This window comes from Streptomyces sp. NPDC048411 (assembly GCF_040704695.1).
Lineage (GTDB): Bacteria > Actinomycetota > Actinomycetes > Streptomycetales > Streptomycetaceae > Streptomyces.
Genome location: NZ_JBEZKL010000077.1, coordinates 1 through 21,069 on the forward strand (window position 1 = coordinate 1; position 21,069 = coordinate 21,069).

Here is a 21,069-nt window from a genome sequence, read left to right on the forward strand (position 1 = left end):
TGTCGGGCTCGCCCCGATACGCCCAGTATCGGGGCGACCCTCCGCCTTGCGATCGCACGCACCAGACGCCGCCAGGCCCGCCCTACGGGCGGACGGCGCTACTTTCGAAACACGCCCTAGTACTACAGCCGGTTGTTCACGTGACGTGATGGCGCGTTGCTCGTTGCTCCATTCGTGGGACAGACACTGACGCCGGGCGTGGGGCGGACGGGCTGCTGATCCGCCGTTCCACCGTCCCCAACAAGATGGACAAGAAGACCGGCGAACTCGTCCGCGAAGTCGCCTACTTCCTGTGCCACACAGGCCCCGGTGTCACCCTGGCCGCGCTGGTGACGGCCGCCGGGCAGCGGTGGATGGTGGAGGAGTCGTTCCAGGTGGCCAAGGGACAGGTGGGGGCTGGACGAGCATGAGGTACGCAAGTGGTGCTCGTGGTACCGGCACACCACTGTGTGCATGCTCGCCATGGCCTTTCTGGTCACCGTCCAGAGCCGGCTAATACCCCGTCAGCCGCCGACACCCGACCACCGGCCGTGAACGAGATCCGCCGCTTGTACGACCGGATCGTCCTCGCCCCCGTCCGCACTGCCCGAACCTGGCTGGCCATGCACTGGCACCGCTGGCGCACCTGCCACCAGGACCGGGCCCGAACCAGCCACTACCGTGCCCGATCCGCAGGCACTCACCACCGTGAAACCACCGGCCGTAACACTAGTGGTGCCAAGCTCGCCCGCCCGTGTTGTGGATGAACCGCTGCAACACCTTGAGGGTGGTCAGGTACTCCTCGTCGGAGACACCCGCGTGCCGTTCCGCCCAGAGCTCGTCCTGAAGGGCCGCGGCCTTGTCGTAGAACGCCCTGCCCTCAGCCGTGATGCCCAGGCGCCCCTCGGCATCCTCGGTGATCCAGCCCCGGGCGATGACCGTATCGATCTCTGACTCCATGGTTTCCGGGCCGACGTCGAGGTAGTTCCGAAGGAGGCGGGACACTTTGTCACGGGTCTTGACGGTGTCGGCGCTTGCCACCTGTGCGAGGGTCCACCACTGCGGTTGGGTGGTGCCAATCCCGGCAAGGGCGGCCCGGGTGCGGGCGATGACGGCCTTGTAGGCCGCCCAACTCCAGTAGCCGACGGGCTGCTTGAGCAGGTCGGTGTCGCTGTGTGAGTACTCCATGGCTGGGATCCCCGCCTTTGTTTGAGTCGGTCCGACGAGATCGACCGTAGAAACTCAACTGGACTTGAGGTCAAGGGCGTACCGGTCGACTCGTCCGAGAGTCCGCCTACTTGCTGCTCACTCACTTCCACGACCGGCTGCGCGCGCAGGTCCGCACCCGGGCGGGCCGGGACGCCGAGCCGAGCGCGGGCGTGATCGACTCGCAGTCGGTCAAGGCGGACGCCGTCGTCGGCGCCGACAGCCGCGGCTTCGACGGCGGCAAACAGATCAACGGCCGCAAGCGGCACGTCGTGGTCGACACCCTGGGCCTGCTGCTGGGCGTGATGGTCACGAGCGCCGACACCGGCGACCGCACCGCCGCCCACGTGCTGCTTGAGCGGATGGCAGGCGCACATCACCGGATGGCCCTGGTCTGGGCCGACGGCGGCTACACCGGCAGCCTCATCGAGTACTGCCTGGCCTCGCTCGCCCTCGTCCTTGCCATCGTCAAGCGCAGCGACGACCAGAAGGGCTTCGTCGTCCTGCCCAAGCGGTGGATCGTCGAGCGCCCCTTGTGCGCCACGAGGCGCTCTGTTTGTATCCCCGGCTCAGCCGGGAGGAAATCGGAAGGAGGTTCCTGGGCCGGATGACTTACCTGGATCCGAAAGGTGAAGGGGACAACAGCATGTCAGAAAACCAGTGACCGGGCTCAGTTGTCAGAGACGGTGTGCTGGGCGGCCCGCGCGATATGGCGAAGACTGGATTGTTTGAAGCCCAATCTCCAGAAGATGCAAGTTCCCATCCGCCGGAAAGACGGCTGAAACCGGCGCCGCGCTCTGTCCTGGATTCGAAGGTTGCCCGGGGCACTTCCGGAGCTCGGAGCGATGTCCAGCGAGGACATTCAAGGAGATGAGTGGGACGCCTAAGTCGCGCTAGAACGTACAGACAGAGACGAACGTGGGATCGCCTACGGGACGCGAGTCCTATGGCGACGGAGGCCCCGTAGTAGTCGCCGGAGTAACGACCGGCCAGGGAGGACGGGAAAGCCGTCCACATCGGGCGAAGGGGGCCAGGTGATTCGGACACCACAGAGTCGGGAGGTATGCGAAATGCAGAGCGCCAAAACGGTGCTGGGTGTCCTGCGTGAACGCGGCAGGCGTGGCCTGCCGTGCGAGGAACTGTATCGGCAACTGTTCAATCCGCAGTTGTATCTGCTGGCCTACGGGCGGATCTACGCCAACCATGGCGCGATGACGCCCGGGGTCACGCCGGAAACCGTGGACGGCATGTCACAGCGGAAGATCGGCCGGATCATCGAGACAATGCGCCACGAGCGCTACCGCTTCCGTCCGGTCCGACGCGTCCATATCCCGAAGAAGAACGGGAAAATGCGTCCGCTGGGGCTGCCGACCTGGTCGGACAAGCTCGTCGGTGAAGTGATCCGCCTGCTGTTGGAGGCGTATTACGAGCCGACATTCTCCGACCGCTCCCATGGATTTCGTCCCCGCCGTGGCTGCCATACCGCTTTGCGGGAGGTGGACCACACCTGGACCGGGACGTCCTGGTTCATCGAAGGTGACATCGCCGACTGCTTCGGCAGCCTGGACCACCAGGTCCTGCTGTCGGTCCTCGGCGAGAAGATCCATGACCAGCGGTTTCTGCGGCTGGTGCGCAACATGCTCAAGGCCGGATACCTGAAGGACTGGAAGTGGGGTGCCACGCTCTCCGGAGCCCCGCAAGGCGGAGTGGCCTCCCCGGTCCTGTCCAACATCTACCTGCACAAGCTGGACGAGTTCGTCGAGACAGTTCTTGTTCCGGAGTACACCCGAGGAAAACGCCGGGCCAGGAACCCGGCCTACTTGGAGTTGCAGAATCTGCTGGCGAAGGCCCGCCGGCGCGGCGACCGGGTCCAGGCCCGTGCACTGCGTCAGCGGATGGTCAGCCTGCCGAGTGCGGATCCGAACGATCCGGAATATCGCAGGCTGCGCTACATACGCTATGCGGACGATCATCTCCTTGGATTCACCGGACCGAAAGCCGAGGCCGAGCAGATCAAACAGCGCTTGGCCCAGTTCCTGCGTGACGAACTCAGGCTGGAACTGTCCCAGGAAAAGACGCTGATCACTCATGCCCGCACCCGGGCAGCGAGGTTTCTCGGCTACGAGATCACGACCCAGCACAACGACACGAAGAAGACCGGCCGTTACCGTCGGGTCAACGGCCAGATCGCTCTCCGTGTCCCACGGGACGTGATCAAAGCCAAATGCGCCCCCTATCTCGACCACGGAGAACCCGCGAAGAAGACGGCCCTGATCAACAGCAGCGATCACGCGATCGTGGCGACCTTCGGGACCGTCTACCGGGGCATCATCCTGTACTACCTGCTCGCCGGAGATGTCTTCCGGCTGCACCGGCTGCAATGGGTCATGGAAACCTCCATGCTCAAGACCCTCGCGGCCAAGCACCGTTCGTCCGTATCGAGGATGGCCGCCAAGCACAAGGCCAGAATCGACACACCCAACGGGCCCCGAGTCTGCTTCGAGGCCCGTATCGAGCGGAAGAGCAGGAAACCACTGGTGGCACGGTTCGGTGGAATTCCCCTCCAACGGCAGCGAGCGGCGGAACTCGCCGACCGCGAGCCGGTCCGGGTGGACTATCCGCAAAAGGAACTCATCGCGAGACTCCTGGCGGACACCTGCGAAATCTGCGGAAGCAAGGGCAACGTGCAAGTGCACCACGTTCGGGCTCTCGCGGACCTCGCACATGCCGGATGGCAGCCTTCCGACTGGGCGCGCGTCATGCTCCAACGACGCCGCAAAACGGTCGTGGCCTGCGACGTCTGCCACGACCGCATCCATTCGGAACAGCCAGCCAGAACACTCACGCAGTAGTCACTGGAGAGCCGGATGACTGGGAAACCGTCATGTCCGGTTCGGCGGGAGGCCGCGCGGAACAGGACTCGCTCACAGCGGGCACCTCACCGCGCGGCCGACCCAACCGCCTGGATGATGCGCACCCGCCGCCTGGCACGCGACTTCGAACGCCGCAGCACCAGTGCCGAAGCGATGGTCTACTGGTCGATGACCCTGCTCATGACCCGCCGCCTGGCCCGGCCACACCCGCAGCAGGCGTGAACCGGCCTGGCGCCGGCTCGGCCAGCCAGCCCCGGGCCACCAGCCGTTTCGCCTTCGACCGCAGCGCCTCCACCCGTGCCGGCACCACGTCCAAGCCGAACAAGGCGGCCATCTCCTGGCAGGTCACCGGCCCCTGGCCGAGCCGGGCCCGGTCCGCGAGCGCCTGCAGGATGCGCTGGTGGTCCACAGGCAGCACCGACCAGGCCAGACCCTCACGCCACACCGGCACCTGCGACTTCGCCTTTGCCGCCTGCGGCACCTGCGGCGTCTTCACGGTCCGCTCCTCGGCGGCTGGCACGGTCCGCTAGGCCTGGGCATGGTCCTGCCCGGTCCCGCCCGGTGGGGCCAGCACCTCACCGACCCGAGATCGGGCGATGGCCCACTCCTTCCATTCCCGCTCGGCCACGGCCAACTCGGCCTGGATACGGTCGACCTCCTCTCGCAGCCCGTCCACCCGACGACGAGCACCCAACTCCCGCTGTTCCAGCAGCCCAACCACCAACGGCATCCACGACCTCCCGGGAAGCGACAGCACGACAGGCCACTACTCCCACGGGACTTCCGCCCCTACGCCCGGCCAGCGGAAACGCAGCCCTCAAGTCCGGAAAGACAACAGCTACTCAGCCAATGGCCTTCTTGTTGACCCAGCCTCCTCCGCTGTTGCTCACGGTCTCCGTGCCGGACCTGCTCAGGGCCGTCCGGGAGCCGACGTAGTCCGGGATGTTGTCGCCGTTGGCGTTGGGTGTGCCGAACAGGAAGCGGATGTTGCTGCTGCCCCATCCGGAGGCCCCGTACTGGTCGACCAGCCCGGTCGCAGAGTTTGCGGCCGCCGCGAGGAAATTGAGGTCGACCCCGCCGCCCGATGCGGCCAGTTTACCGGTGCGCAGTAGGAGTCGGCTGGAGACGTCCGTGCGGTAGATCAGGTCGGTGATCCCGTCGCCGGTGACGTCCTGGACGGTGACAATGTCGCGCTCGGTCCACGGCGAGCTGGTGAGCCGGACGGCCTGCTCGATGCTTGCGCCGTTGTAGCCGGTGAAATGGTGCCCATAACGCCTCTCCTGCCTGGTCGTATAAAGGTGGTGTCAAGGGCCGTCTTTACCGTGCCGGTGCTTTCATACGTTGATCACGCAGTCTCTCGTGCGGTGGATGGACGGAGGGCCGATCAGCGCTGGGCGGGTCCGCATCAGGGCCGAGCGAGTCCCTGCCCGCGGAGACAGCTGCCGGGGAGTCGTTGCCGACCTCGCAGCGCAGGATGTCGGTCCGCAGAGGCCGACGTGGCGCTGAGACGTGCAGCTCGCGCCTGTACCGCGTTCGCGTTGAAACTCCGACGCCTGGAAGGCCAATTGGCTGCGCCGGGAACAGCCGGTCCGGTCGGCACGGTTGCATCGACCGAGGGACCGGCGCCGTACGGGCGGGGAAACACGGAGACTGCAAGGTTATCCGTCTCGCCAGGATCCGGGCCCCAGGATCGCGGTACGCCCGCCGCGCACTCGGACCAAGACGTATTTCTGCAGGAGGACTGTTTCATGATTGACCGGCCCTTGACGCTCATGGCAGTACACGCCCACCCCGACGACGAGGCCACCGGAACCGGAGGGGTCCTCGCACGGTACGCGGCGGAAGGCATCCGCACCGTTCTCGTGACGTGTACCGACGGCGGTTGCGGTGACGGACCGGGGGGTGCCAAGCCGGGCGATCCCGGACACGATCCGGCGGCCGTCGCCTTGATGCGCCGTCAAGAGCTTGAGGCGAGTTGTGACGTCCTGAAGGTCAGCGATCTGGAGATGCTGGACTATGCCGACTCCGGGATGACGGGCTGGCCGAGCAACGACGCCCCCGGATCCTTCTGGCAGACCCCCGTGGAGGAAGGCGCTGCCCGACTTGCGGAACTCATGCGGCACTACCGACCTGATGTGGTCGTCACCTACGACGAGAACGGCTTCTACGGCCACCCCGACCACATCCAGGCCCACCGCATCACGATGGCGGCTCTGGAGATGACCGCGCTGACACCGAAGGTGTACTGGACCACGATGCCCCGCTCGATGATGCAGCGGTTCGGCGAGATCATGCGCGAGTTTCATGAGGACATGCCGGAGCCGGATCCTGCCGAGGCCGCCGCGATGGCCGAGATCGGCCTCCCCGACGACGAGATCACCACGTGGGTGGACACCACCGCGTTCAGCAGCCAGAAGTTCGACGCGTTGGCCGCGCACGCCAGTCAGGGCGAGAACATCTTCTTCCTCAAGATGGGCAAGGAGAGGTTCGGCGCGTTGATGGGCGTGGAGACCTTCGTACGTGTCCAGGACGCCACCGGCGCGGCCATACCCGAGAACGATCTCTTCGCCGGACTGCGCTGATCCGCTGTGTGTCGTCATTACCGCGTTGGCGCTGGCGTGGACTGGACGGTTCGCCGGTCGGGTGGCAGCCAGCACGGGCCCTGACCCCGGATCTTGGACACCCGAGACACTTGGATCTTGCGTCCAGGAGATCGGATGTCCCGTGGTCATGAAGCACTACCCGCCAGATTTCCAGGCGGACGCGGTCGCCTTGTACGAGTCGCGGCCGAACGCGACGATCAGATCTGTCGCCGCCGATCTGGGGGTGAACCCGGAGACGCTGCGGAACTGGGTCAGGGCGGGCGGAGCGAGCCGGCCCCGGGGAGGCCGGGGTGAGGGCCCCACGCGGCCGTCGCCCCGGCCTGAACAGCCGGGACCAGGAGCGCGGCAGCGACGGCGAACACGGTGAGGGGGTTGATACTGGTGAGCTCGCATATTCAACTGTCGCGTGTTGGCCCGTCCGGCTCTGGAATTGCTACTGATCGTGACGTCTGGCAGGGGCACGGCTGATGTCAGAGGCATCCGGTTGGATGATCCCGTGACTGTCTATGAAGTAGCTCGCCAGCTTCCCGCCATCGCCGACCTTCGGGACCTGTGCCGCTCGCTTGCGATGCTCGACGCGATCCTGAGCCCAGAGTGGGAAAGCCGGTACTACTCCTTCAACGCTGCTTGGGCTGAAGGCGAGGAGATGGCCTCGATGCGCAACGGGTCGGGAGACGAGTACTCCATCGTGTTCTCGGTGGCCGGGGGCTATGTCCGCGGCTTCGGCCACGAATCGCCGATGAGCCCATATGGTCATGATTGCGAGCCCTGGCCGGGAGTGATCGACGATGTTCCCGATGTCTTCAAGCCCTTTGTCCAGGAGCCGGCATTCACCGACGAGGACGGCGTGCCCGTCGTGACGGCCTGCTTGTGGCGGGAGGCAACGGATGATCAGTGGCATCACGGCACGATCGACTTCCCTTCGAACCGTGCCGACCCTGATGGGGCCACGGGCCTGTTCCAGCTACTGGTCGACCGCTCACCCGAAGCGTTCCAGCGCTTCGCCGAGGACTATTACAAGGTCTCTGTGGATCTGGAAGCGGTGAGTGATGTGTATGCCTTGCGGCCGCTGGACCAGGAACTTGTGTCGTCGTTGAACGTAGAGGTCACCCTGGCGGACCTGGCCCAAGACATCTCCGAAATCGGCTATCCGCAGGCCCACTGAGAGTCGATCTGTTTGCCCACCAGCTCATTTTCACTGGTGGGCTCTCACTTCAGCTGTCGTCAGTTCCTTGTGGAGTCCAGCCTGCGGGTGACCGTGTGGGGTCGCCGGCGGCGTATCGGCTCCAGGTGCCTCCAGCTTGGGCGGCCAGCTTGGCGGTGGTGACCTGGTGGTAGCCGAGGGCGTCGGCGACGACGGGTGCAGGCATCTCCAGGACGTGCTGGCGGATCGCGGAGACCCGGCTGGCGATGGTGGGGATGCCGAGATCGTTGACCAGAGCCGAGAGAGTGTCGGGGTGCATCGGCTGTCCGGCCCGGCGCCCGGGGAACAGCCAGCGTGAGTCGCGGTTTGTCGCGGTGCTCATGTTGTCCCGGTTCGGGATCCAGCTGAGCAGGAGATCGGCGACCGGTCCGGGGACCCGGGAAGGTGGTTCGCCGAGTCGTAGGAGGACCTGGTCGCCGTCGTGGACCACGTCGTCGACAGTGAGGCGGACGACGCGGCTGAGCGGTTGTGCGTAGAGCAGGACGATGGCGGCCGCGACCCGGGGCCGGAGCGGCAGGTCGTGATCGGTCAGGAGGCGTCCGAGCAGGCCGATGCGTTCGTGTTGCGGAAGCGGTGTCGCTTGGCGGATCACCGCGGCGGGAAGACGGAAGCGCCTGGTGAGCTTGCTGGCCATGCACCACAGCAGGAAGGACCGAATGGTGTTGCGGCCGTGCTCGGTGTGCTCGACGTGCCAGGCATCGATGTCGGCCTGACGGCAGGTGGGCAGGGTGAGGCCGTGCTCGGCGAGCCATCTAAGGAACGCCGTGGCGTGCTTGACCTGGTCGCCGGCATAGCGGCGGCTTGCCGGGGTGAGGATGTGCATCCAGTGCTTGGCGCCCTCGCCGCCGTCGCCGGCCCACAGTCCGAGGATGTCCCGCCGGCCCTCGGTGGTGACGGCCAGGGCGACATATATGGGCCGGTTGGCGACCGCACCGTCGCGGACCTTCACGTGGATGGCGTCGATGAAGACGACCGGGTAGACGGGGCGGTTTCCACTGGTCGTTGTGAATCAGCAGTAGGCGAGTGCTCTCGAGCAGTGTTTCATCGCCTCGGCCGGCGTGCGGCCCCCGAGGACACGGCGGGGGCGTTGGTTGAGCTGCCGCTCGACTTGCGCGAGGTCACGGACAGTGCAGTGGGGCGTGCGGCGGTGGCGTCGTGAGTCCGGCCCGACCGGGCCGTGGAGATCCAGAGCAGCTTGTTCCTGGAGAAGTCCTCTCCTGGAAAGGCATACGCGCATGGCGTGGTGACCTGGTCATCGTCACCGGCTTCAAGGCCACCCGCTGGTGCAAGCTCACCTCAGGGCAGAAGCAGGCCAACCGTGGTCTGGCCGCCGGACGCGCCCCTGTCGAACACAGGTTCGCGCATCTGAAGAACTGGCGGATCCTCGACAAGCTCCGCACCGATCCCGCCCGCGCCACCCACCTCCTGTGCGCTCTGTTCGTCCTCACCGATTTCGAGGTCAACCGCTGACGGATGATCAAGACCCAAGACAGCCGACCACGACCAGCACGAGCAGCCCTACCGAGCGTCACGCCAGCCCCTCCGACCAGCACGTTCGAAGGTGGCGAAGACTCAAGCAACGCGACTGGTCATGCCGCTACCTCGTCATACCCGGATCGCGGCAAGGGATTCCGTGTATCGCGGGCGTATCGAAAATCGCATACGCCAACGCAACAGCCTTGCGTCTTCAGTGGAGGCATGAACCACAGCGCATCACTGTCAGCGCCAGATTTGTTCGACCGGGAAAGGACCGTGATCATAGACTCGGATTCGGTACAGGGCATCGATCGGCGGCGGCTGTTCAGATGGGGCGGGCTGGCTGCCGCCGGCGTGGTGGCGGCCGGCGTGCCACTGGTGGGCGCCGGGATCGGCCACGCCGACTCGGCCCCAACCGACTCGTCCGGGGACGACCGGATCCCGCGGGACACCCTGCCCGGCGGAGCCTACGATCGATACGTGGCGCAACTGGCCGCCGAGGGCAAGTTCTCCGGCGTGGTGCTGCTGTCGCACCGGGGCCGCATGGTCCTGTCTCGCAGCTACGGCATGGCCGACAAGGAGAAGGGGATCCCCAACCGCGAGGGCATCGCGTTCAGCCTCAGTTCGGCGGGCAAGCCGTTCCACGCTGTGGCCATCTTGCAGCTGGCGCAGCAGGGCAAGCTGCGGCTGTCGGACACGGTGGGCGCCCACCTGACCGGCTTCGCCAAGGACATTGCAGAGCAGGTGACCGTCCACCACCTGCTGTCCGGCACCTCCAGGCTGGATTCCGCGGATGAGGACGTGCAACGCGTCTTCCAGAGCCGGGACGAGGTACACGAGTACTACGAGCAGCGGGCCCGGCAGGCGAAACTGGTGGGCGTCCCGAGCACTCCCGACACCGCCCACGCGGAGGCGGAGGTCACCATTTCCGCACTGATCGTGGAGGCCGTGGCCGGCACGACGTACTGGGACTACGTCCAGGAGAACATTTTCAAGCGCTGCGGCATGACCAGCTCGGCGTTCTACACCAGGCCGCAGTGGCTCACCGACCCGCACATCGCGCACCCGTACATGGAACTGGCCGACGGCAGCGTGGTGGACGCGCTCCGCAACCTGGACCAGGGCAGCCCGTACCCGTACGCACTCGGCAAGAACCCGGGCCGCGCCTTCATCGATGCCCCCGGGGACGGCGGCTTCGCCACCGCGCCGGATCTGGTCCGGTTCGCGCAGGCGCTGACCGACGGCACGGTGCTGGACCGGCCCTGGGCCGACGTGCTCTTCGGGGCCAAAATCCCCCACGGGCCGACGTCGTTCGGTGCGTACGGGCTCGCGATCGACATCGTCAACGGCCAGTGGGAGTACCAGCGTGCCGGTGGAAACCCCGGTGTCGGCGCCAACTGGAGCATCTACCCGTACACCGGCTGGGTCGCCGTTACCCTCATCAACCGCGACTCCGACAGCCTGGCGGACATCCTCGAGCGGCAGACGCAGGCCATCACCGGCGCTGCGCCCTCCGGCGGGGCGGGCGGCTGAGGTGGGGAACATGAACCACAGCCCATCCCCGTCAGCACCGCTCCGCCGGATCATGCTCGCCGGCCTGGCGATCCTCGGCCTGGCGGGCGTGCTGTTCGTCGTGTGGCGGCCGCTCATGATGACCGCTCCGGCCTGCATGGCCGGGCGGTGGCACGGCTGCTTCGATACGTTCAACGGTGTGCTGTTCATGATGCTGGTCGGGCTGCCGTTGGCCGCTCTGGTGGTGTGGGCTCTGGCGAGCCTGCGGCGCGCGGGCGGTGTCACGTCGGCGTGGCGGATGTCGCTGGCCGAGGTGGGCATGGTCTACGGAACGGTGCCGATGGTGTGGCTGACCCTGCAACCGGGCCCGGGGGCCGGCGTCGTCCCCGGCCGGGTGAGTCTGATCCCGCTGCGGGACCTGGTCACGATGGGGCCGGTCGGGATCGGCGGCAACCTGCTGATCTTCGCGGCGCTGGGGTTCTTCGCTCCGGTGCGGTTCGCGGCGCCGGCGTCCGTGCCGCGGATCCTGGTGCTCGGGGTGAGCTGCTCGGTCCTGGTCGAGACCGCACAGTACGTCCTGCGGCTGGACAGGGTGTCGTCCGTGGATGACGTACTGGTCAACGCCGCCGGCGCCGTGCTGTTCGGGCTGGCGTCGCGCCGCTGGTGGCGCACTACGGCGGAGGTGCCGTCGGACCAGCCTCGCCCCGGGCCGGGCGCCGGCAGGGTGAGTCGCGTGCCCGGTGTGCACCCGTCGGCGCCTATTTTGTGATGACAATAGGCTTCACGCATGCGCGTACTGATCGTGGAGGACGAGCCCTACCTGGCCGAGGCGGTCCGTGGCGGTCTGCGGCTGGAGGCGATTGCCGCCGACATCGCCGGCGACGGCAACGCCGCCCTGGAATTGCTCAGCGTCAACTCGTACGACCTCGCGGTCCTCGACCGTGACATCCCCGGACCCTCCGGCGACGAGGTCGCCCGGCGCATCGTCGCCTCCGGCAGCGGCATCCCGATCCTCATGCTCACCGCTGCCGACCGGATCGACGACAAGGCGTCCGGTTTCGAGCTCGGCGCCGACGACTACCTCACCAAACCGTTCGAGCTGAGGGAGCTCGTCCTGCGGCTGAGGGCGCTTGACCGCAGACGCGGGTACGCCCGGCCTCCGGTGCGCGAGATCGCGGGCCTGCGGCTCGACCCGTTCCGCCGGGAGGTCTTCCGCGACGAACGCTACGTCGCGCTCACCCGCAAGCAGTTCGCGGTGCTGGAAGTCCTCGTCGCCGCCGAGGGCGGGGTCGTCAGGGCCGAAGAGCTGCTGGAACGGGCCTGGGACGAGAACGCCAACCCCTTTACCAACGCCGTGCGCATCACCGTCTCCGCGCTGCGTAAACGGCTCGGCGAACCATGGATCATCGCCACGGTGCCCGGCGTCGGCTACCGGATCGACACCGGTATGAACACCGCCGCCCCGGACCGGGACATCGCCGCCCCCGGCAGTACGTATGCATAGACGCCCAGGGCTCAGCGCCCGACTGAAACTCACCCTCAGCTACGCCGGATTCGTTCTGCTCGCCGGCGTTCTCCTGCTGGCCGTGGTGTGGGTGTTCCTGCTGCGCTACGTACCGGACAGCGATGTGGGTCTTCTCAGGGTCGCACCCAACCGCTACGTCCTCCTGCAAGTCTTCGTCCCCGCCGCAGCCGCGGCGATGGTCTTCCTGCTCGTGTTCGGGCTCGTCGGGGGATGGATCCTCGCCGGCCGGATGCTCGCACCACTCACACAGATCACGGATGCGGCCCGGATAACCGAGAACGGATCGCTGTCCCACCGGATCCGCATGAAGGGCCGCCAGGACGAATTCCGTGAACTCTCTGACGCGTTCGACTCGATGCTCGAACAACTCGAGTCCCACGTCGCCGAGCAGCAGCGATTCGCCGCGAACGCCTCCCACGAACTGCGCACCCCGCTGGCGATCTCGCGGACGCTCCTCGACGTCGCCCGCAAGGATCCCACGCGGGATCGGGACGAACTCATCGAACGCCTGCACGCAGTCAACCAGCGGGCGACCGACCTCACCGAGGCCCTCCTGCTGCTCAGCCGCGGCGACCGCGGAAACTTCACCCGCGAGAGCCTCGATCTCTCCCTCATCGCCGAAGAAGCCGCCGAAACGCTGCTTCCCCTCGCCGAACAGCGCCGGATCACGCTGGACGTCACCGGCGGACCGGCTCAGACCAGCGGCTCCGCGGAGCTCCTGTTGCGGACGGTGACGAACCTCGTCCAGAACGCCATCGTCCACAACCTCCCCGCCGACGGCACCGTAACGGTCCACACCGAGGCGCACGGCGACACGAGCGTGCTGCGAGTCGAGAACACGGGGCGCCGGCTCCCACCGGAACTGGTACCGACCCTCATCGAACCCTTCCAGCGCGGAACAGAACGCGTACGCACCGACGAACACGCCGGCGTCGGCCTCGGCCTGGCCATCGTGCACAGCATCGTCCGCGCCCACGACGGGACCCTCGACCTCGTCCCCAGCCCCGCTGGCGGCCTCCTTGTCACGGTCCGGCTTCCCGGCACGCCGTAGGCAGCGTTCCCCGAGCGGGCCCGTTCGGGCTGGCGCCGTTCTTGGCCATCAGGCCGAGCGCCAGCGTCGACCTCCCGGAGCGAACGCCCGGAGCCGAAGCACTGCCGGCGGCCTCGTGCCCGCCAATGCTGCGGCCGGACTGGTCGTCAATCATGTCGCATTCTTGCGACGGGGCGGCTGCTGCCGCCAAGACCGTGAATCGAAAGAGGGCGGCGGTCAACGAGGTGTTCGGAGTAGCCGTCGAACGCGGATACTTCGCACAGAACCCGCTGAACGGCCTTCGCTGGACGGGACCGGAAGTCGCTGACGAAGTCGATCCCGACTGCGTACCGAACCCGGCTCAGGTCGCCCGACTTCTTGCCGCCGTCAAGGCCCTGCCGGGCCGTGGCCCTCACCTGTACGCCTTCTTCGGCTGCATGTACTACGCCGCCATGCGTCTGGCGGAGGTCATCCACCTGCAGAAATCTCAGTGCCGCCTGCCAACGAGCGGCTGGGGACTTCTGAACCTGAAGGGTGGTGTGGTGACTGCAGGTAAGGAGTGGACGGATGACGGCGCTGTCATGAGATCCACTCCCTGAAACGGCGAGCAGCCAAGGCCACGCGACCGGTTCCTATCCCACCAGTGTTCGTCCGCATGTTGCGCGAGCACATAGGAACCTTTGGAGTGGCACCCGACGGACGTCTCTTCCGTAACGCAGCGGGGAACCACATCGATGCCTCGGCGTACGGCATTACCTGGGGGCGAGCGCGTGAGGCTGCTCTTGCCCTTGACGAGCACGCCCTTGAGCTGGCGAAGCGCCCCTACGACCTGCGCCACGCCGGCATCTCGTTCCGGTTGGCCTCCGGAGTCGACCCCGCCGAGTGCGCGCGCCGCGCCGGACAAGGCATCCAGGTCCTCTTCCGCTACTACGCCAAGTTCCTGGCCGAAGCGCGGAACCATGCGAACCGGCTGATCGAGGAGTCCATGAAGCGGTGGGAGGCGCCGATGGGCGACGCGGAGGGCGACTTAGCGGGACCTTGGCCCGGAAATGCCCCGGAACTGCTGGTCAGAGCTGGGATACCAGTGGGAGATATTGGGAGTAAGGGCGCATCTCGACTTACCGCTTGGCCGTGCGCTGCGGAGGGCGCCTGACGGGCATCTTGCCTGGTCAGGCGCCCTTTTTCTGTGCCTAGAAGAAGCCGAGCTTCTTCGGCGAGTACGACACCAGGAGGTTCTTCGTCTGCTGATAGTGCTCAAGCATCATCTTGTGGTTCTCCCTGCCGATGCCGGACTGCTTGTAGCCGCCGAAGGCGGCGTGAGCCGGGTACGCGTGGTAGCAGTTCGTCCAGACCCGGCCTGCCTGGATCGACCGGCCCGCCCGGTACGCGGTGTTGATGTCCCGGGTCCAGACGCCCGCCCCGAGACCGTACAGCGTGTCGTTCGCCGTCTTGATGGCGTCGTCGAAGTCCGAGAAGGACGTCACGGCGACGACCGGGCCGAAGATCTCCTCCTGGAAGACCCGCATCCGGTTGTCGCCCTCGAAGATCGTCGGCTGGACGTAGTAGCCGCCCGCCAGTTCTCCGTCGTACTCGATCCGTTGTCCGCCCGACAGGACCTTCGCGCCCTCCTGCTGGCCGATGTCCAGGTACGAAAGGATCTTCTGCAGCTGGTCGTTGGAGGCCTGGGCGCCGATCATCGTGTCTGTGTCCAGCGGGTGGCCGGGCACGATCTGCTCGGTGCGGGCGATGCCCGCCTCCAGGAACTCGCTGTAGTGCCCGCGCTGGATCAGCGCCCGCGACGGGCAGGTGCAGACCTCGCCCTGGTTGAGGGCGAACATGGTGAACCCTTCGAGGGCCTTGTCGCGGAAGTCGTCGTCGGCCGACCAGACGTCGTCGAAGAAGATGTTCGGGGACTTGCCGCCCAGTTCCAGTGTCACCGGCTTGATGTTCTCGGACGCGTACTGCATGATCAGCCGCCCCGTCGTGGTCTCGCCGGTGAAGGCGATCTTTGCGACGCGCGGGCTGGATGCGAGAGGCTTGCCCGCCTCCGCGCCGAAGCCGTTGACGATGTTGACGACACCCGGCGGCAGCAGATCGGCGACCAGGCTCAGCCACACATGAATCGACGCCGGGGTCTGTTCCGCGGGCTTGAGGACCACCGCGTTGCCCGCGGCGAGCGCCGGGGCGAGTTTCCACGTCGCCATCAGGATCGGGAAGTTCCACGGGATGATCTGGGCGACCACGCCGAGCGGCTCGTGGAAGTGATACGCGACGGTGTCGTCGTCGATCTCGCTGAGCGAGCCCTCCTGTGCGCGCAACGCGCCCGCGAAGTATCGGAAGTGGTCGATCGCGAGCGGGATGTCGGCGGCCAGGGTCTCCCGTACCGGCTTGCCGTTGTCCCAGCTCTCGGCGACCGCCAGCTCCTCGAGGTGCGCCTCCATCCGGTCCGCGATCCGGTTGAGGACCGAGGCGCGCTCGCCGGCCGCGGTGGCGCCCCAGGCGGGGGCGGCGGCGTGGGCCGCGTCCAGGGCGCGTTCGACGTCCTCGGCGGTGCCGCGGGCGACCTCGGTGAACGGGCGCCCGTTGACCGGGCTAGGGTTCTCGAAATACTGGCCGCGGGCAGGCGGGACGTACGCACCGCCGATCCAGTGGTCGTAGCGGGACTCGTACGAGACGATGGCGTCCTCGGTGCCCGGCGCAGCGTAACGGGTCATCTCTGTGGCCTCCCGGATCCGGTGCCGCCCGCCGTTGGACGGCCCTCGGCGCGAGGCTAGGGACGGGAACGTTGCAACCTCGTTGCGCCGGACAGCAGAGATGTCAGCGCTGTTCGGCGTCGAGCGTGCGGGCCCTTGCCAGCAGCGCCGGCCGCTGTCCGGGAGGTGCCGCCGCGGCGAGCGCCTGCCACACCGGCAGGTCGTCCTCGCCCCAGGGGCTGTACGCCCAGTCCGCCAGCAGCCCCGGGTCGCCGCGCGCGATCAGCGAGGCCCGCAGCTGATCGTCGAGACGGCGCCGCAGCCGGACGACGGACGGTGCCTGCGAGCCCGGCAGCAGCGGCCCCGCGTACGCGCTGAGCGCCGCCGCCAACGCACCGGACGCCAGTCTGCGCGCCACGCCGTCGAAGTCGGCGTCGACCGGAGCGGCGAACCGGTAGGGGCGGGAAAGCAGCAGTTCGGGGCCGAGCAGCTTTCGCAGCCGGGAGAGTTCGGCCCGCAGTGTCACCGGGGTCACCGACTCGTCCTCGTACAGCTCGACGAGTAGTTCGTCGCCTCCGAGGCCCTCCGGGTGACGGGCGAGTGCCACCAGGATCTCGCTGTGCCGCCTGCTGAGCCGGATCTTGCGGCCGCCGGCGACGAGCAGCGCCTCGTCCCGGCCGAGCGCGCTCAGCTGTACGGACTCCGCGGCTGGTTCGGGTGCGAGCAGGGCGAGCTGGGACTCGGCGGCGCGCGCCACCGCCTGGACGAACGCCAGGCTGTGCGGATGGGCGAGCCGGTTGCCGCCGGTGATGTCGACGGCGCCCAGCACCCGTCCCGTGTGCGGGTCGTGCAGTGGCGCCGCGGCGCAGGTCCACTGCTGGACCGGGCGCAGGAAGTGCTCGGCGGCGAACACCTGGACCGGACGGTTCACGGCGATCGCCGTCCCCGGCGCGTTCGTCCCGGCCACGGACTCGGACCAGCGGGCACCCTCCACGAAGTTCATCCGGCCGGCGCGTCGGCGGGTCGTCTCGTGCCCTTCGACCCAGAGCAGTCGGCCGTGCGCGTCGCACACCGCGAGGAGATGTTCGCCATCCGTCGCGTACGCACCCATGAGTTCACGGATCACCGGCATGGCGCGGGCGAGGGGATGGCCCTCCCGGTAGGGCCCGACTTCGTCCGGGCCCAGCTCGACCAGGGCCGCACCGTCCGGGCTGACCCGGGCCCGCGCGGAGCGCCGCCACGACTCGCCGACCACGGAGCGTACTGGCCGTTCCAGCCGTCCCGCGGTGGTGAACACCTCGTGTGCGTGGCGCAGTTCGCCGAGCCGTTCGCCGGGGTCCGCGTCGGCGGTCAGCGCCACCCAGGGGTCCGTCAACTCACTCTCCCGTCCCGGGGACTCGTGCACCCCCATCGTCGTCGCAGCCGGGCTCGGCGACAACCTCGGTGCGGAGAGTAATCGGACCCGTCGCGGGGTCAGCCGGTGCTGTAGAGGTTGACGAGGCGGATGTAGCGCACCCAGTCCCAGTTGGGGCCGGGATCGGTGTGGTCGGTGCCCGGGACCTGGGCGTGACCGAGAATGTGCGCGCGATCCTTGGGGATGCCGTAGCGGTCGCAGACCGAAGCGGTCAGTAGAGCGGACTTCTCGTACAGGGCGTTGGTGAAGTACGCCGGCTGATCGACCCAGCCCTCGTGCTCGATGCCGACGCTGCGGGTGTTGTAGTCCCAATTGCCCGCGTGCCAGGCGATGTTCTGCTCCCGTACGCACTGCGCGACGTACCCGTCCGCCGAGCGCACCACATAGTGTGCGGAGACCCGCTTCGCCGGATTCTGGAAGATGCCGATCGTGTCCGAGAAGTTCTCCTGCGTGACATGGATGATCACGAACTGCACCGGATAGGCCGAAGGGCGCGTCGATGCCGTGTAGTTGGACGTGGAAGCGGGCGTCCAATGCGCGACCGGGTAGTCGGTGCTGCCCGCCTCCGCTGAAGCCATGGCACGGGTGGAAGCCGGCAGCAGAGCCGCCGCGGCGGTCGCCGCAGCGCCCTGAAGAATCCTTCTGCGGTGCATCAACGCTCCTGTGGGGGGAGGGGAACGGGGAGACGGTGTACAGAGTCAGGGGGTGCGGAGCGGGATAGCGGTCTCACGGAGGTGTCGGTGCAGTCCACGATGAGGATCACCCGCGGGCAGCCAGTCCTTGCGAATCTTCGCCACGCAGGTGTAGTTGGTGTCGCAGACGTTCGCCAGCGGTGCTTCACCGGCCTGGCTGACCAGTTGGTACGCGTCGAGCTCGGAAAGCCCGTAGTCGCGTGCCAGCCACTGCACCAGGTCCAACTGCGAGATGCGGAAGGCGTCTTCGAGAGGGCGGGCGGATCCGGTCGAGATGAGATGGGTGTCCGACTCGATCCGCGGCCACGGCGTCGCCACTCCCTTCAGCAGCTCGACCAGGACCACGGTGTTCATCGCGCACTCCACCGCGACCCCACAGGTCTCGCCCTCGCCCTGGCGGGCGTGTCCGTCGCCCAGACTCAGCAGCGCGCCGTCGACATTGACGCCCAGATAGCAGGTGACCCCGGCCTGCATCTCGGGCGTGTCCATGTTCCCGCCGTGCGCGTCGGGAACCAGCGCGGACCGCACCTCCAGATTGGCCGGAGCCACCCCGACCGTGCCGTGCATCGGATCCATCGGCAGTTCGACCTGGATGTCGCTGTCCCGGGCGCTGAACAGGCAGGTGCGGCGCGCCCGGTCCAGCTGCCACATCCACACCACCTCCGGCAGCGGGGCCTGCAACGACGCCGTCATATGGGTGGAGGTCAGGGCCCCGAACAGCGGCACGGTCGTGGACGCCGCCCAGTCCCTGGCCGGTTCGATCGACACGAAGTGCACCGCGACCGTGTCGCCCGGCTCCGCCCCCACCACATGGAAAGGACCGGTCTGAGGGTTGAGGAACGGGAACTCGCAGACGGCGGAGACCAGGTCCTTCTCGGAGCGCACCCGGCCCGCGAAGCAGTCCTCCGTGTACACATCGAGGAAGGTGCCGGGCTCGATCCGGGCCACCGGCGCCGCACCGCCGAAGGTCCAGGCGTACTCGCCCTCCTTGGGGCGCACAGTCAGGATCCGCGGGTCGCTCATCGCTGTTCTGCTCCTGTTCCGATATCGACGACGGCCTCCGGTACCTCGTCCAGATGGATCCGTCCGGTCTGGGCCACCCGCTCCGGATGTCTGCGCACCAGTACCACCAGCACAACGACGCCGATGAGCATCCAGACACCGACGACCGGACCGGCGTACGAGACGGGGGCGCTGAGCTCCGAGACGAAGTCGAAGGCCGGGATCCCGGCGGCCGTCAGCAGCGCCGGTATGAACGCCGCGATGCCCAGCACCGGGAAGAGAAGGTGAAGTACGGGGTTGAACGCTTCGCGGCGCCGGCGCAGGAAGTACCCGGCGCAGGCCAGGTTGACGACGATGTACACGCCGATGATCACGGTGACGATGACGGTCGCCAGGAGGACGAACGCAGTCACCGGGTCATAGCCGAAGCCGAGCCCGAGCGCCGCACCGACCGCGATCACGAACTGCACGGCCACACCGGTGACGGGCGAGCGGCGGCGCGGATGGAGCCGCGCGAACGCCTGCGGGAACACGCCGATACGGCCGAGCGCGAAGGCCGTGCGCGTCGACACGTTCGCGCACGCATTGGCATTGGCCACGGTCGAGTTGACGACGGCGAGAAAGAGCAGGACCCAGAACAGCCCGAACGAGGCGCGCGCCACGCCTTCCCACGACGCCGCCCCCGAGGAGCCGAACCCGGCGAACCGGTCGGGCCCGAAGTACACGGACATGGCGTACGTGGTGAGGATGTACACCAGGCCGATCGACAGCGCGGCGCCCAGCACCGCCCGTCGCATGGTGCGCCGCGGGTTCTTCGTCTCCTCGGCGAGCGGCGCCGCCGCCTCGAAGCCCGCGAACGCCAGCACGGTGTAGACCGAGCCGGCGAAGATTCCGCTGATCCCGTCGAAGCCGTCCGCGGTGTGCGACGTACCGAAGACCGACAGCGTGTTGTCCGAACCGGCCTTCCCGATCAGCAGCACCGCGAATGCGACGAAGACCAGCACCTCGAAGATGCCGAGGACGGTGCCGAATCGGGCAGACGCCCGTACCCCGAAGTAGCCGGCAAGTGCGATGATCACCGCACCCAGCAGCGACCACGGCCACCACAGGTCCGCCGGGTAGGACGACCACTCCTGGTGCAGCGTGCCCGCCGTGGTGAAGCCGAGCTGCAGCAACAGCAGTGCCGGCACCAGCGCCTCGACGAAGACATAGCCCCAGCCGGCGAGGAAGCCGACGGCCGGATGCAGGCCCTGCGCGGAGTATGTGGCGACCGAACCGGCCGCGGGCAGATGGCGGGCCAGTTCCGCGACACACGACGCGGTGAACAGACAGGCCACCAGCGCCACCAGCACGGACAGCGGCAGACTGCCGCCGGCGAACGCGGCACCCGACGGTATGGATGCGGCGATGGCAGCGGCGGGCGCCATCGCCGTGATGCTCTGGAAAAGAACGTCGCGCAGACCTACGGCATCGCGCAACAGCCCCGAACCCGATTCCCCCGACACCCCGTGACCCCCTCTGGTCCGCTGACCGGAATGTGTTGTCCGATGTACGGCCGAGCGTCTCGCGCGCCCTACCGTACGGGCGCCGCGCGAGTGGCGGAAGACCGTGGGAAGTCGAAAGTCGTTAGCGGAGCGGAAGGTGGGGGTTCGGGGCGTGAGGAAGGCGGATCAGCCATGAAGGGGCGCGGCAACTCGACAGCCGTCAGTGATGTCTCGATGAGTCCACCAGGGCCTTCCTGACCATGGCGGTCCCGGCGGCGACCTTGTCCAGCAACGCGGTGCCGGCGGCGTTGTCGTGGGCGGAGGCGACCAGCACCACCACGGCGTTCACCGGCCCGAGCACGTCAATGGACAAAGA

The 21,069-nt window shown here is 67.5% G+C and carries 19 protein-coding genes and 3 pseudogenes; 13 read left to right on the forward strand and 9 right to left on the reverse strand.

Annotated features, from left to right (window positions below):
* Positions 1-245 precede the first annotated feature (245 nt).
* Positions 246-410, forward strand: a complete 165-nt coding sequence (locus tag AB0915_RS24585; protein WP_366693128.1) for a hypothetical protein — start codon at positions 246-248, stop codon at positions 408-410.
* Positions 411-708: 298 nt separating this feature from the next.
* Here AB0915_RS24585 and AB0915_RS24590 read toward each other — a convergent pair whose 3' ends face one another.
* The gene (locus AB0915_RS24590; RefSeq protein ID WP_366693129.1) at positions 709-1,167 is read right to left on the reverse strand and encodes a MarR family winged helix-turn-helix transcriptional regulator; all 459 of its coding nucleotides are present in this window, start codon (positions 1,165-1,167) and stop codon (positions 709-711) included.
* 110 nt (positions 1,168-1,277) lie between these two features.
* On the opposite strand from AB0915_RS24590, the gene AB0915_RS24595 reads away from it, so the two are divergent.
* Together AB0915_RS24595 and AB0915_RS24600 are read left to right on the forward strand one after the other, a co-directional pair.
* Positions 1,278-1,796 (forward strand): transposase, encoded by a 519-nt coding sequence (locus AB0915_RS24595; RefSeq protein ID WP_366693130.1) that lies wholly within the window; start codon positions 1,278-1,280, stop codon positions 1,794-1,796.
* A 459-nt stretch (positions 1,797-2,255) separates the two neighbouring features.
* Complete coding sequence (locus AB0915_RS24600; RefSeq protein WP_366693131.1) at positions 2,256-4,037, forward strand: reverse transcriptase domain-containing protein; 1,782 nt, start codon at positions 2,256-2,258, stop codon at positions 4,035-4,037.
* Positions 4,038-4,236: 199 nt separating this feature from the next.
* Here the strand turns inward: AB0915_RS24600 and AB0915_RS24605 are convergent.
* A pseudogene (locus AB0915_RS24605) lies at positions 4,237-4,788 on the reverse strand (hypothetical protein).
* 1,018 nt (positions 4,789-5,806) lie between these two features.
* Between AB0915_RS24605 and AB0915_RS24610 the strand changes: the two are divergent.
* The 3 genes and pseudogenes from AB0915_RS24610 to AB0915_RS24620 all read left to right on the forward strand — a co-directional run bounded on the left by AB0915_RS24610 (position 5,807) and on the right by AB0915_RS24620 (position 7,826).
* Positions 5,807-6,640 carry a PIG-L family deacetylase gene (locus AB0915_RS24610; RefSeq protein WP_366693132.1) on the forward strand — a complete coding sequence of 278 codons (834 nt, stop codon included), beginning with the start codon at positions 5,807-5,809 and terminating at the stop codon, positions 6,638-6,640.
* Between the two features lie 142 nt (positions 6,641-6,782).
* Positions 6,783-6,917, forward strand: a pseudogene (locus tag AB0915_RS24615) (transposase); the annotation flags it as partial.
* A 240-nt stretch (positions 6,918-7,157) separates the two neighbouring features.
* A complete protein-coding gene (locus AB0915_RS24620) occupies positions 7,158-7,826 on the forward strand; it encodes a hypothetical protein (protein WP_366693133.1) in 669 nt (222 codons plus the stop codon).
* An 847-nt stretch (positions 7,827-8,673) separates the two neighbouring features.
* On the opposite strand, the pseudogene AB0915_RS24625 reads toward AB0915_RS24620, so the two are convergent.
* Positions 8,674-8,856: pseudogene (locus AB0915_RS24625) on the reverse strand (transposase); the annotation flags it as partial.
* Between the two features lie 164 nt (positions 8,857-9,020).
* On the opposite strand from AB0915_RS24625, the gene AB0915_RS24630 reads away from it, so the two are divergent.
* From AB0915_RS24630 to AB0915_RS24660, 7 genes are all read left to right on the forward strand, one after another.
* On the forward strand, positions 9,021-9,335 hold the full coding sequence (locus AB0915_RS24630; protein ID WP_366693134.1) for a transposase family protein: 315 nt from the start codon (positions 9,021-9,023) through the stop codon (positions 9,333-9,335).
* 282 nt (positions 9,336-9,617) lie between these two features.
* Positions 9,618-10,874 carry a serine hydrolase domain-containing protein gene (locus AB0915_RS24635; RefSeq protein WP_366693135.1) on the forward strand — a complete coding sequence of 419 codons (1,257 nt, stop codon included), beginning with the start codon at positions 9,618-9,620 and terminating at the stop codon, positions 10,872-10,874.
* Between the two features lie 10 nt (positions 10,875-10,884).
* Positions 10,885-11,622 (forward strand): VanZ family protein, encoded by a 738-nt coding sequence (locus tag AB0915_RS24640; protein WP_366693136.1) that lies wholly within the window; start codon positions 10,885-10,887, stop codon positions 11,620-11,622.
* 18 nt (positions 11,623-11,640) lie between these two features.
* Positions 11,641-12,357: a response regulator transcription factor gene (locus tag AB0915_RS24645; RefSeq protein WP_366693137.1), complete on the forward strand. Its 717-nt coding sequence runs from the start codon at positions 11,641-11,643 to the stop codon at positions 12,355-12,357.
* The gene (locus AB0915_RS24650; RefSeq protein ID WP_366693138.1) at positions 12,350-13,429 is read left to right on the forward strand and encodes a HAMP domain-containing sensor histidine kinase; all 1,080 of its coding nucleotides are present in this window, start codon (positions 12,350-12,352) and stop codon (positions 13,427-13,429) included. Before AB0915_RS24645 ends, AB0915_RS24650 begins: the two co-directional genes overlap by 8 nt.
* A gap of 125 nt (positions 13,430-13,554) precedes the next feature.
* A complete protein-coding gene (locus AB0915_RS24655; protein ID WP_366693139.1) occupies positions 13,555-14,007 on the forward strand; it encodes a hypothetical protein in 453 nt (150 codons plus the stop codon).
* Between the two features lie 86 nt (positions 14,008-14,093).
* Positions 14,094-14,561, forward strand: a complete 468-nt coding sequence (locus AB0915_RS24660; RefSeq protein ID WP_366693140.1) for a hypothetical protein — start codon at positions 14,094-14,096, stop codon at positions 14,559-14,561.
* A gap of 37 nt (positions 14,562-14,598) precedes the next feature.
* On the opposite strand, the gene AB0915_RS24665 is transcribed toward AB0915_RS24660, so the two are convergent.
* From AB0915_RS24665 to AB0915_RS24690, 6 genes are all read right to left on the reverse strand, one after another.
* Positions 14,599-16,122 (reverse strand): aldehyde dehydrogenase family protein, encoded by a 1,524-nt coding sequence (locus tag AB0915_RS24665; protein ID WP_366693141.1) that lies wholly within the window; start codon positions 16,120-16,122, stop codon positions 14,599-14,601.
* A gap of 103 nt (positions 16,123-16,225) precedes the next feature.
* Positions 16,226-17,476, reverse strand: a complete 1,251-nt coding sequence (locus AB0915_RS24670) for a GAF domain-containing protein (RefSeq protein WP_366693142.1) — start codon at positions 17,474-17,476, stop codon at positions 16,226-16,228.
* Between the two features lie 98 nt (positions 17,477-17,574).
* Positions 17,575-18,168, reverse strand: coding sequence for a peptidoglycan recognition family protein (locus AB0915_RS24675; protein ID WP_366693143.1), 594 nt, complete (start codon positions 18,166-18,168; stop codon positions 17,575-17,577).
* 45 nt (positions 18,169-18,213) lie between these two features.
* Complete coding sequence (locus AB0915_RS24680) at positions 18,214-19,230, reverse strand: acetamidase/formamidase family protein (RefSeq protein ID WP_366693144.1); 1,017 nt, start codon at positions 19,228-19,230, stop codon at positions 18,214-18,216.
* A complete protein-coding gene (locus AB0915_RS24685; protein ID WP_366693145.1) occupies positions 19,227-20,714 on the reverse strand; it encodes an APC family permease in 1,488 nt (495 codons plus the stop codon). The genes AB0915_RS24680 and AB0915_RS24685 overlap by 4 nt, the downstream gene beginning before the upstream one ends.
* A gap of 199 nt (positions 20,715-20,913) precedes the next feature.
* Positions 20,914-21,066, reverse strand: a complete 153-nt coding sequence (locus AB0915_RS24690) for a hypothetical protein (protein ID WP_366693146.1) — start codon at positions 21,064-21,066, stop codon at positions 20,914-20,916.
* Positions 21,067-21,069: the final 3 nt, after the last annotated feature.